Below are 11,682 nucleotides of genomic sequence, written 5' to 3' on the forward strand. Positions count from 1 at the left end.
ACGGTGGAGCAGATGGAGTCCGCCGGCCTGCCCGCGTCCACCCCGCTGGCCGGGCGCGACATCAATGCCCCGCTACGCGCCGTCGTCGCTGACGCGGTGGCCCGGACCCGGGTGTCGTTGCAGGAATAGGCAAGGATCCGACCCGGCAACGACCGACGCGCAGGTCTCGGCGTTTTCTCTCGGGCGGTGACGGTCAACTTTGGCTGCCGGCACGGGGCCCACGGGACAGCGAGACACGTCAGCTACTCGCCCACCACCAGGGACAGAGCGGTTACCTCCAGCTGCCCTCTGCCCTCGCGCGGTTCATCCTGCGATGAGGCGGTTCACTGCAGGTGGACAGTGACCAATCACTGCCCGAACGCTTCGCGTCCGATACCGGCACGCCGACCCAGTCGTGGGTTTCGAACGCTTTGTATACGGCTTCAGACTCTGGGCTGCGGGCTGGAACCTCGGTCTCCAACCGTGCATCGATCCATAACTGGAGGTCGTACTGGGGCTCTCCGTTGAAATACACGGCGTGGAACGGCGCTCGAGGATCCTTCCTGCAGACCAGGTTGCCCCTGACCTTGACACCGTCGATGAAAACACCGGGCTCGTCGCCTCTCGTCCTGTAATTCATTCTCACGGGTGGCCCCCTCACTCATCCGGTCAACAGAACTAGTAGTACTTCGTTAGGTCTTCCGGTGGATGCGGACGCTGAGTAGTTTCATGCCATGCGTGCTGATCGATCGCCGGATGTGCGTGAGCGGCTGGAGGAGTTTGTCGCCGAGGCGTTCGCCTCGCTGGTCCGGAAAGACCAGCGGGCCAAGGGTGGGCTGTACCTGCAGGGGTTGATGCTGGAGGGTCGCCGGAAGTCGATGCAGCCGATGGGCGCCCGGCTCGGGATCGACTACCAGCAGCTGCAGCAGTTCGTGTCCTCCTCGCCGTGGCCGGTCGAGCCGGTCCGCCAGGTGTTGGCGTCGAAGGCGATCGAGCTGGTGCACCCGGAGGCGTGGGTCGTCGATGACACCGGGTTCCCCAAGGTGGGCACGGCCTCGCCCGGGGTGGCCCGGCAGTATTCCGGCACACTGGGCAAGATCGGCAACTGCCAGATCGCGGTGAGTGTGCACGCGGTCACCGACCAGGCCTCCTGCCCACTGGACTGGCGCCTGTTTGTGCCCGCTGCCTGGGACGACACCTGCCAGGCCACGGCCCAGGACGCCGAGCAGGTCAGGGCGCGCCGGGCGAAGGCGGGCATCCCCGACACGGTGCGGCACCGGCCCAAATGGCAGCTGGCGCTGCAGATGCTCGACGAGCTGGCCGGCTGGGGCCACCGGCCCCCGGTGGTGGTGGCCGACGCCGGTTACGGACAGAACAGCGCCTTCCGCACCGCTCTGACCCAGCGCCGGATCCCGTACGTGGTGGCCGTCAAGGCCGACACCAGCGCCCATCGGGCCGAGGCCACCCCGGCGGTGATGGACTACTCCGGGCGCGGGCCCCGTCCGCGCACTGCCCGCTACCACCAGGCCCCGTGATCGGTGCAGGCCCTGGCGACCGAGCACCCCGAGCGGTTCACCGAGGTCGCTTGGCGCACCGGCACCCGCACCGGCCCCGCGAACCGGTCGGCGGTGATGAGCAGCCGGTTCACCGCCCTGCGGGTGCGCCCGGCCCATCGCACCATCCCCAGGGCGGCGGACGGGACCCTGCCGGCGTGCTGGCTGCTGGCCGAATGGCCGACCGGCGCCGCCGAGCCCACCGACTACTGGCTCTCCACCCTCGGCGAAGACACCGCACTGGACGAACTGGTGCGGCTGGCCAAGACCGACAAGCGGATCGAGCACGACTACCGCGAACTCAAGCACGGCCTGGGCCTGGACCACTTCGAGGGTCGGACCTGGATCGGCTGGCACCACCACGTCACCTTGGTCACCGCCGCCCACCTGTTCGCCACCGCCCAGCGCCTGGAGCCGGACCCAAAAGCACCGGCGGCGGCCAGCTGAGCTTCTACCAGACTCTGGCCGCCCTCCAGATGGCCGTCATCGCCCTGATCGGCCACTGCCCCTACTGCCACCAGGACTGGCAGCCGACCTAACGAAGTACTACTAGTCGAAGCCCCGCGATACGTGAAAGCCCAGGGACGACTCCCCGCCCCTCTGCTGGTCCACCAATCCCGGGCGCGCTTTCAGCGCCCGGGATTGGCCTCGCAACGGGACGAGTTCGCGGCCGGCACCCTGGACCCGCAGCGAGTGTCTTGGTCGGATCGCCACATGCCGGCATGCAGGCCCGACTTGGACACTCCGCGGTGGACGCGAAGGGCGTACCCCACCGCCAGCCCGCGACATAAACAATGACAGACTGACAGACTCCGTCACTCAGGGGTTCTGTCAGTTTATTTCGTGAAGTCCGAGGGATCGAAGCAGGTCGGCCTCGGTGGTTCCGTGCAGGTCGTCGAGACGGGTGAAGAGCAGTTCGAGGCCGACGCGGATCAGGGTGTTGTCGGTGATCCGCTCCCCCTGTCCCTGCCGAGCGAGGTTCAGGCCACGCACGATGCCGCTGAGCCGATCGGCCTGCGCAGCGGTGAGGCGCGATTCCTTGCGGACCAGAGTTTTGTACCGGGGCAGTCCAGCTGGCGCCGAGGGTACGGTGACTGCCGGGGGCGTCTCCGTATTCTGCTTCTGAGCGGCCGGGGCCGCCTTGGGAGCAGCGGGACGTTTCGCCGGCTTCGGGGCGGCCTCTTTTCCGTTCGGAGCGGGTACAGGCTTCGGGGTGGCCGGCGTAGCTTTCCGCGTCTCGAGCAGGTCGCTCAGGTCGGTCATGCGAGCTTTGGCCATCAGGCGTTCACTCCTTCGCGGGTGCGGTCCTCAGCCTTCCACTGCTTGCGCAGTGCCTTCAGTACGTCCCGGTAGTCCCCGGCCGCCTTCTCGCTCATCCGGTTCTTCTCATATGCAGTGACCACGGTGCCGTCGATGGAGGCCCGTTCGTGGACCTTGTAGGAGCGCACGTGGGGGTCGAGCACGCTGAGTTGCAGCTGGGTGAGCAGATCACGAGTGTCCTCGACGTCGCGGGGCACCCGCGGGTCTGTGCGGGTGAGTAGAACCGAGTAGGCAGTGCCAGTGGGTTCGACGACGTCCTGCCAGGTGCGGACCAGCGGCCGGACAGCCATCGCGGTGGGTTCGGTGGGCAGGATGGCGTGGTCGCAGTATTCAACGATCTTGCGCAGCAGGTCGGCGTTCTGGAGGTTGCCGGGGGTGTCTACGACGATCAGGTCGAAGTCGAGGCTGCGCATCTCTCCGAGGTCCTCGGGGTTTCGCGCGGTGACGATCGGGAAGTCGAGTTCTTTGCCGGACTTCTCGGCGGCACTCCCCCAGTCCATGGCCGAGCCCTGCGGGTCTAGATCGACGACCAGCACCCGTTCAGTTTCGGCGGCCAGTGCCGCTAAGGCCATGACGGTGGTCGTCTTTCCGACTCCGCCCTTTTCGTTCACGACGGCGACGATTCGCATTCGCCCTCCTTGATGGTTGATTACAGATATGCACCAGAGTCAGGTACTCACAGATTGCCAGAGTCTGTAAGTCTGTGGGTGACAGATTTCGGAAGTTCCGTTACCGCCCAGACTACGGTTCTCTGCCGCAGGGGCTCGTCTTGACACGCCGACACCACAGAGTCTGTCACTGACAGAGTCTGTTGTCATTGCTGCGCAGGGTCTCAACTCGCAAAGAGCGCGTGCCTGTTAGTTACAGAGTTCGGGAGTACGCGAGTCTGTTATTCGCGGCGCAGAGCGTGGAGAAGTGCCTCGCTAGGCCCGGCTCACCAGAGACCAGACCGGATTAGGTCATGCAACAGAGTCTGTTACTAACAGACTCCGAAACTTCCAGTGGTAGCGAGCCTAACGCGTCGGTTGTATTAGCTCTGAGGAGAGGGCGAATCTCTTTAGTGTCCGTTGATGCGGAGCCGTCTATGAACGGGACTAAGTGGCCCGTTCACTCCCTTGCCCATTGAGGGGGCCGGTGCTGCTGGCGAACGTTGATCGCGGAAGGTCGAGTCCAGTACGGAGCCTGTTCCCGCGGGAGCGAGGGGTCATGTGTCTGCACATCACGGAGTCTGTGAGTCCGGGAGTCCGAGCGAGGCGTGGTGGAAAGACGCGCTAAAAGATGCGGAAGGTGTCGCGTGCCCCTTGCAGAGTCTTGTCACTCCCGGAAATCGCCCGGAGGCCCCCGTCGGGACGAACAGTCTCTGCGAGTCCGTGACTGTGTTACTCCACGGGTGGGAAATCGGGGGAGTCCGGCGAGGGAGTGGTCGGGGATCAGGGACTAAATTGACTCAATCACGAACTCTGTTACTAACAGACTCCGACGCTATTGGCCGCGCCGGGGAACGCGCCAGGGGGAAATTTTTGCGGCGTGGAGGGCATCCCCTGATGTTGAGCCGGGTCGTCCGGCCACGTCCTGCAACTGAGCGCGTCACGAGCCCGATGTCCGCTCATCCCACGGCGGGCACTCGTAGACACTAGTTCTAAACCTCGATCCTTGATCCCTGACCCGAGACCGGGACCGTGCACGCAGCTCCACCGCCTCACGAATCTGCGCGGGGATGAGCCACAGAGTCTGTCCGCCTGTGAGTTACAGAGTCTGTGATCAAAGGAAAGGAAGGGATCGTCGAAGAGGACATGTCTGCGTTGTAATCGTCAGTAGGCATCGGAGTACGGACCTCGGAGACTTGAGGCCGTTGGTCCAAGGACATGGCGGTGAAGTAGCGAGGTTGAACAGTCCCGGAGAGTTAGGTTCCGGGAATCAGGTCGGCGATGATCTGAAAAACAGATTCTGTGAGTTACAGAGTCTCGTACTCCCAGTACTCTGTCAGGCGGCCTGATCGACTGCGTCCACCCTGCGCAATCGGCCGGCGGCACTCGTATCTACACGTGCTTGTCCGGTGAGCGCCAGCCACCGGGCGCGTCGATAGTCTGCTTTGCCATCGGGCCGACGGGGGTGGGCCCCGTAAACGTTTGTACCAAGCTCGGAAATAAGACTTAGCTGGCCAGGGCCTGCCCGTCGGCTGGCTGCGGTGCGTCGGGGTGCTTGCATCCAGGCCAGCTCGGCTTGCCACCAGGCCCAGAGTTCGCGTTCAAGCCTGTAACGGGCGCTTCGCTCGGCAAGACGCCCGTGTACGCGCAACCGTCTGGCGGCCGTTGGGCGAGGATCGGTGATCTTCCGGGACCAGCCGGTGGGGGAGTGGGTGAGCAGACCCGCTTCAGTAAGTCGGTCCAGCAGCCTGGCCGCATGGTCCCTAGTCGTACCAATGTCCTGAGCTAGCTGTGTCAAAGTCCGGGCATTTCTAGAGACTTTGGCGTAGAGGTTACCGGCAGCGTGTCCAAGCCCGGGTCCCAGCGTGAAGACATCGTGGACGCAGGCGCGGATCCTCTGGGTCAGAGTTTCCAGGAGGGTCAGTCTCTCTGCGGCCCCGGCCCCTGCGGGGCGCGGGTCCGCTTGTGACCGACTCTTAGGTTCCTTGCTGTGGATATCGCCGTGGGGGTGCAATCGCCACCGCGCTCCTCGGGACCCTTCAGCGTCTTGGACCTTGGTGATCCAGCCGTCCGCGGCCAGCCGGAGCAAGGCGACTCGAGCGGTCTCGCGGCCGATGCCGGCGAGCAAGCCAAGGCGGCGGATGTCGGTCTCCAGGTCCGGGGTGAGGGCTTGCAGGGCCAGGAGGGACAGGACGTCCAGGACCCGGCGGTCGGCCGGCCCGCGGCCCTGGCTCCAGCGGCCCGCGGCGGCATCGGCGCGGGCCTGGACGTCGCGGACGTGGGCGGTGATGGCGTCGGCGCGGGCATCAAACGTCGGGTCTTCGCCGATCTGGCGGGGTGTGGTGGCCACGTGGGCCACGGCCTTGGCCCACTGCCGGGCCAGGGTCGCTGCAACATCCCGGGGCTCGCGGGGCACTCGTTGGGTGCTCCTACCGGTAGACAACCGGTAGGAGCGCAGGTGCTCCAGGCCGGGACTGGTGGGCACGAGGGCGGCGACGTCGGCGTGCTTCCAGCGGGCGGCGGCCGCCCCGATGAGCACACGCCAGAGCACCGCGGAAGCGTCCCCAAACGCTGCGTCTTCCTCGAGGGCCGCCCCGCTGACGGCGGGCAGTTCCCGCCGGGGACCGGGCAGGTAAGGATGCCCGTGATCATCAACTGGCAGCGGCCGGTGCGCCTCGAGGGGGCCGGATGGTTCGGCTGCTCCCACGAGTGTCGCCAGGTGCTCGACGAGGGCCCGGACAGCGGCAGCGGAGCCGGAGGGCGCTAAGAGGCTGTTCAGGTCACCGGAGACGACGGTGGAGGTACCCCCTGCTCGGTGGGGAGCACCCGGGGGACGGACACAACCGGTGGCCGGGTTGGTCAGCGGCGCCAGGTCCAGGGTGGGGCACAGGTGTCGGGCCAGTCGGGCCAGGGTGGCTACGGTGTCAGCCTCCACGGAATCCGCGAGAGCGGCCCAGACGTGACGGCCGCCGGACGGCCCGGACGCACAGACCACAGGGGCCAGGCCGGCTTCGTCGAGCAGTCCGACAAGGGTTTCGGCATCACGCGCAACCGCAACTGCGGCGTCGGGGGTCTTGGCATCGAGGTCGAAGGCCAGCAACCGGTACCTGTGGTCACTGCCGGCCAAGTACACGGCCCAGGGGCGCGCCGGGGTGTCTGCGGTGGTACGCCGGTGCGTGCCGTACTGGTTGAGGATGGCGCCGGTGGCGTCTACTACGGCCACGCGCACACTCGGGCGTGGGCTGAGGGCATGTGTGAGCGACCACGCAGCGTGACACGCTTCAGGAACTTTCCCCCGCGAAGAGGGTACGGCTATAGTGAGCAACAGACCTCCAGAAGCGTCTTGGCGGACGCGGAAGGTAGAACCCTCGACCGAGTGGTTGGTAGCCGGTAACGGTCAGGGTTGGATAACTAGATATTTCTGTGGAAGGACCCGTTGGCGCGGGTCCTTCTGCTGTATCAGGCGGTTTTCTGCAGCGGCAGCTCCTCCTGCATCTCGACGTCGGACAAATCGGTGCGGGCCAGCTTCTCCTGCACGGCTTCGGCGATGAAGTCGCTGGCGGGAATGCCGCGGGCCTCGGCGAGACGGAAGATCAGATCAGCCATCTCAACGGGAACACGGGCGGTCATGACATGTCGGTCGCCCTTGGAGGGACGTCCTGCGCGGCGGGAACGGACCTGTGTAGTCATGCTCCCCACACTAGAGTTTCTGAAATCGACTTCATACGTATGACACGCCGGGTCAGTAGTTGTAGTCATGGATTTCGTTGTCCTGGGTGAACTCGAAGTAGTAGATGCGGGGCTGGGTGCCGGGTTCTGTGGGGATGTCGCTGCCGTCGGGGGAGTCCCAGGTCCAGGTGGCGAGGACGGAGACGCCGGTGTCGGTGAGTTCGGTGGCGGTATTGAGTTCGACGGTGGGTGCGGAGGTGGCTTCGCGTTTGGCGGCCTTGAGCCATTCGGTGCCGGTGGCGGGGCGTTCGGGGGCGATGACGGCCTTGGCGCGTTGGGCGGTCATCAGGTGTCGGGCGCGTTGTTCGGCGGCGGTGCGGTTGTGGTCGGTGGCCGGGGTCCAGGTGGTCATGATGCGCGCGGCGTCCAGGGCGATGCGTTCGCGTTCGGTGTGCGCCGGGCTGGTGGTGGCGGTCGCGGGGGAGGGGCTCACGGTCGGTTCGGGGGTCTGCGGGGCGAGGGCGGGCACGATGAGGGCCGCGGCGGTGGCTCCGATGGCGGCGGCGCCGACGACGGTGCCGGTGAGGGCGATCCAGGGGCGTCTCACAGGATGATTCCCTTCTGGGCGAGGAGCGGGCGGGGGTCTATGGCGTGTTCCCGGCTGGGGGTGGTGCCGGGGGCGTCGGGGGTGGTGATCTGGAAGTGCAGGTGGGTTCCGGAGGCGTTGCCGGAGGCTCCTTCGGAGCACAGCGGGGTGCCGACGGCCACCGTGTCCCCGGTGGCGACCCGGAGGGTGCCGGGGGCGCAGTGGTGGAACTGGAAGTTCAGCTTCGGGTCCTCGGTCATGGTGCCCAGTACGTGGGTGCCCAGGTACTCGTGCCCGGGCATCGAGTCTGCGGCGGAGCGGATGATCATGTCGGTGGGGGCCACGACGGTGCCGCCCCCGGCCAGGTCGATGCCGGTGTGGGCGGTGACGTAGTCGTTGCAGGAGGGCACCCCGGCCGGGCAGGGGCGGCGGCCGAACAGGCTGGTGAGCTGCCCTCCCGGCAGCGGGTGGGTCCATTCCCCGGTGCCGAGTTCCCCGATGAACTCGCCTCCCACGGGTTGGCAGTCGGCGGAGTAGTCCAGCTGCGCGGTGCGGGTGATCTTCTGCACGTAGTTGGTGGTCTCGGCGTAGGGCGGGATGCCCTGGTGCTTCAGCACGGCCCCGGGGCCGGCGTTGTAGGCGGCCAGGATCAGCTGGATCGTCTTTGCCTCGCTCTGGGCGAGGTGCCCGACCTGGGTGCGCAGGTCCTTCATGTACCGGCCCAGGGCGGCGATCCCGGCTTTCGGGTCGAAGGGGTCGGCTCCGGCCCCGTACTGCTCCCAGGTGGCGGGCATGAACTGGGCGATACCGCGGGCCCCGACGGGTGAGCGGGCGGTGTGGTCCCAGCCGGATTCGGCCTGGATCTGGGCGGCGACCAGTGCGGTCGGGACCCCGGCCTCGGTAGCGGCCGCGGTGACGTTCTGGCGGTGTTGCTCGGGGATGCCCGTGGTGTTGCCGCCGGCCGGGCGGCACCCGGCCTGGGCGGTGGGGGTCTGGTCGTTGAGCATCATCAGCATCACCGGGATCAGGATCAGCAGCCCCACGACGGCGGCCGCGGCGCCGACGGGTAGCAGGCTGCGGGAGGTGTCCACGGCGGCGGGTTCCCTTAGAAGCCTTGGGCGACGGCCGCCGCGGCGGCCAGCCAGGCCCGCTGGGTGCCCGGGCGCAGGGCGTCGTAGCGGATCAGCCCGCGCACCAGGGCCGGGTCGTAGGGCACCCGGACCACCGAGCGGACCAGCGGGGTGAAACCGTCGGCGATGCGCTGGGCCTCGGCCCGGGCCGTCTTCAGCGCGTCGCCCCCGAGGCCGCGGGCGGCGTCGGTGGATTCGGAGACGATGACCACCGCACCCCGGGCGAGCTCCGCGTCGTGCCCGCCCCGGGCCTCCAGGGTCTGCAGGGTGAGCAGGGCGGCCTCGGCGCGGTCTTCCATCGCGGTGACCGGGACGACGAGCTGGTCGGTGTGGTCGATCATCCGCCGCCAGTTCGCCGAGCGGGCGGTGTTGCCCGAGTCCATGACGATCATCCGGTAGAACCGGGAGGCGACCTGGTGGGCGATGTCGACTTCCTCGGCGGTGACCTCGTGGTCGCCCTCGTCGTTGCCATCGGAGCGCAGCACGTCGTACTTGTCCGCCGGCTGGTGGTGGACGAAGTGCGCCAGGTCCGCGGTGGAGGTCTCCGGGGAGAGCAACCGAGCCGAGGAGTCCACCAGGTCCAGCACGCTGGCGGTGTGGGGGCCTTGTTCGGTGCGCCACCCGAGGGTGCCCTGGGATTCGTTGTTGTCCCAGGCCAGCACCGGCCCACCGCCGTAGCGGGCCAGCACGGCGGAGAGCAGGGCCACGGTGGGGGTCTTGTTCGCCCCGCCCTTGCGGTTGACCACGGCCACGGTCCTGGGTCCGGGCCAGTGCTGGGACACGGTGCGCACGTCCTCCCGTTCGGCCAGCTCGGCCTCCGACGGTGGCAGGCGCAGGCCCATCCGGTTCAGCGCGGCCCGCCACCCCTGGGTCGCGGGTTCGGTGGTGGTGTCCGGGACCAGGAAGGTCGTCTCGCGCAGGCTGCGCCGCGTCGGTGCCGCAGGGGCCACCGGGGCGGCCGGGGCGGCCGCCGTCTGAGGGACTGTCCGATAAAGGGTGTGTGGGTCCGGCGATTTTCATCAGTGAGTGGTTCTTTCGAACCGTCCGGCGAAGGTGATCGCGAAGGCGTTCAGCGCCGGCTTCCACCTCATCACCCAGCGTGCCTTTCCGCCGCCGGTCGGATCAAGAGACCGGGTGACGAGGTACAGGCACTTCAGCGCCGCGGCCTCGTTCGGGAAGTGGCCCCGGGCCCGCACCGCCCTCCGATAGCGGGCGTTGATCGACTCGATCGCATTCGTCGTGCAGATCACCCGGCGGATCTCCACGTCGTACTCCAGGAACGGCACGAACTGAAGCCCAGGACGACTCCCAGAGCTGCACGATGGCCGGGTACCGCTGGCCCCACTCGGTCGTGAACTCGACGAACCGATCCTTCGCCGCTTGCTCCGACGGTGCGGTGTAGACCGGCTTGAGGGCCTTGACGATCCCGTCGCGGGGCTGCCGGCCGGCATAGCGGAAGCTGTTGCGGATCAGGTGCACGATGCACTGCTGCACCACCGTCCGCTCCCAGGTGGTCGTGATCGCCTCGGGCAATCCCTTGAGCCCATCGCGGACGGCGATGAGCACGTCCTCCACGCCCCGGTTCTTCAGTTCGGAGAACACCTGCAGCCAGAACCGGGCTCCCTCGGCGCCGTCACCGGCCCAGATCCCCAGGATCTCCCGCTCTCCGTTGGTGGTGACGCCCATGACCACGTAGTACGGGGTGTTGCGGACCTGGCCGTCGCGGACCTTGACCACGATGGCGTCGACGAAGATCACCGGGTAGAGCGGATCCAGGGGCCGGGCCGACCACTCCGCGAGTTCCCCGGCGACCTTCTCGGTGATCCTGGAGATGGTGTCCTTGGAGACCGTCGCTCCGTAGACCTCCTCGAAGTGCGCGGCGATCTCCCCGGTCGTCAGGCCCCGGGCCGAGAGTGAAAGGACGATCTGATCGATGCCGTCCAGGCGGCGTTTGCGCTTGGGCACGATCACCGGTTCGAAGGACCCGTCCCGGTCCCGGGGTACCTCGATCTGCACGGGGCCGATCTGAAGTCAGCACGGTCTTGGATCGGGTGCCGTTGCGCGTGTTCTCCGCGATCGGCACCTCACCGTGCTCGTGCCCCAGATGCTCCGTCAGCTCCGCCTCCAGTGCCGTCTCGAGCACGTTCTTGGTGAGCTGGTTCAGCAGCCCGCCCGGGCCGACCAGACTCACGCCCTGCTCCTTGGCCTGCGCGAGCAGCTTCTCAGCCAGTTCCTTATGGTCAATGATCTCTCCGGTCACGGGATCGATCATCGCGTCCATTGCTTCGGTCGTGGACTCTGACACGGCCGTCTCCTCTCGGATCAGCCCGGACCCTCACACACCGTTTTTCTTACAGTCCCCCACTGACATGCCGTTTGAGTGGTATGAGGTGTCTCTTGTGACTCTCAAACTCTGCCTTTTGCTTTGGGCGACGGAAGTGGCCTGAGGTGTGTGCGTATTGAGTATTAAGGCGTCCGTGGTTGGTGTGAGACTGGTCGGGTGATTGAGCGTGCAGTGAACTTTGATCGCCTCCGCGGAATGCACTGCGGCTCCTGTAGGCACGAGTGGCACGCGAACGATGAGTGGTTGGATCGCTTTCATCAGGGGTATGAAACCTGTCCAGAATGTGGCACCGACTGCCAAGTCGAGAAGCGGCCAGACTTCTGGGCGGCGCGAGACGACCCCTCGTATGATGACTCGAAGGTGCGCGATACATACTGGTACCACACGTCGGTGCACGCGAATTGGCCCGACAGAGGCTTCGATCCCACCGCTCATCTCACCGAGAGAACCAAGC

At 66.8% G+C, this 11,682-nt stretch carries 6 protein-coding genes and 3 pseudogenes; 2 read left to right on the plus strand and 7 right to left on the minus strand.

Going from position 1 to position 11,682, the window contains the following annotated elements; all coding sequences use genetic code 11:
- The first annotated feature begins 713 nt into the window (after window positions 1-713).
- A pseudogene (locus tag PLJ28_RS13385) lies at window positions 714-1,979 on the plus strand (IS701 family transposase).
- Between the two features lie 384 nt (window positions 1,980-2,363).
- Here the strand turns inward: PLJ28_RS13385 and PLJ28_RS13390 are convergent.
- Complete coding sequence (locus PLJ28_RS13390; RefSeq protein WP_298042324.1) at window positions 2,364-2,795, minus strand: hypothetical protein; 432 nt, start codon at window positions 2,793-2,795, stop codon at window positions 2,364-2,366.
- A gap of 14 nt (window positions 2,796-2,809) precedes the next feature.
- A complete protein-coding gene (locus PLJ28_RS13395; protein WP_298042321.1) occupies window positions 2,810-3,481 on the minus strand; it encodes an AAA family ATPase in 672 nt (223 codons plus the stop codon).
- A 2,662-nt stretch (window positions 3,482-6,143) separates the two neighbouring features.
- Here PLJ28_RS13395 and PLJ28_RS13400 point away from each other — a divergent pair.
- Window positions 6,144-6,266 (plus strand): hypothetical protein, encoded by a 123-nt coding sequence (locus tag PLJ28_RS13400; protein WP_324590229.1) that lies wholly within the window; start codon window positions 6,144-6,146, stop codon window positions 6,264-6,266.
- A 692-nt stretch (window positions 6,267-6,958) separates the two neighbouring features.
- On the opposite strand, the gene PLJ28_RS13405 is transcribed toward PLJ28_RS13400, so the two are convergent.
- The 5 genes and pseudogenes from PLJ28_RS13405 to PLJ28_RS13425 form a co-directional block, all read right to left on the minus strand.
- Window positions 6,959-7,129, minus strand: coding sequence for a ribbon-helix-helix protein, CopG family (locus tag PLJ28_RS13405; RefSeq protein ID WP_324590230.1), 171 nt, complete (start codon window positions 7,127-7,129; stop codon window positions 6,959-6,961).
- A 112-nt stretch (window positions 7,130-7,241) separates the two neighbouring features.
- Complete coding sequence (locus PLJ28_RS13410) at window positions 7,242-7,775, minus strand: hypothetical protein (RefSeq protein WP_298042313.1); 534 nt, start codon at window positions 7,773-7,775, stop codon at window positions 7,242-7,244.
- A complete protein-coding gene (locus PLJ28_RS13415) occupies window positions 7,772-8,845 on the minus strand; it encodes a transglycosylase SLT domain-containing protein (protein WP_298042312.1) in 1,074 nt (357 codons plus the stop codon). The genes PLJ28_RS13410 and PLJ28_RS13415 overlap by 4 nt, the downstream gene beginning before the upstream one ends.
- A 14-nt stretch (window positions 8,846-8,859) precedes the next feature.
- Window positions 8,860-9,861, minus strand: a pseudogene (locus tag PLJ28_RS13420) (MinD/ParA family ATP-binding protein); the annotation flags it as partial.
- 42 nt (window positions 9,862-9,903) lie between these two features.
- Window positions 9,904-11,156, minus strand: a pseudogene (locus PLJ28_RS13425) (IS256 family transposase).
- Between the last annotated feature and the right edge of the window lie 526 nt (window positions 11,157-11,682).

This window comes from Citricoccus sp. (assembly GCF_035445025.1).
Taxonomy (GTDB): Bacteria; Actinomycetota; Actinomycetes; order Actinomycetales; family Micrococcaceae; genus Citricoccus.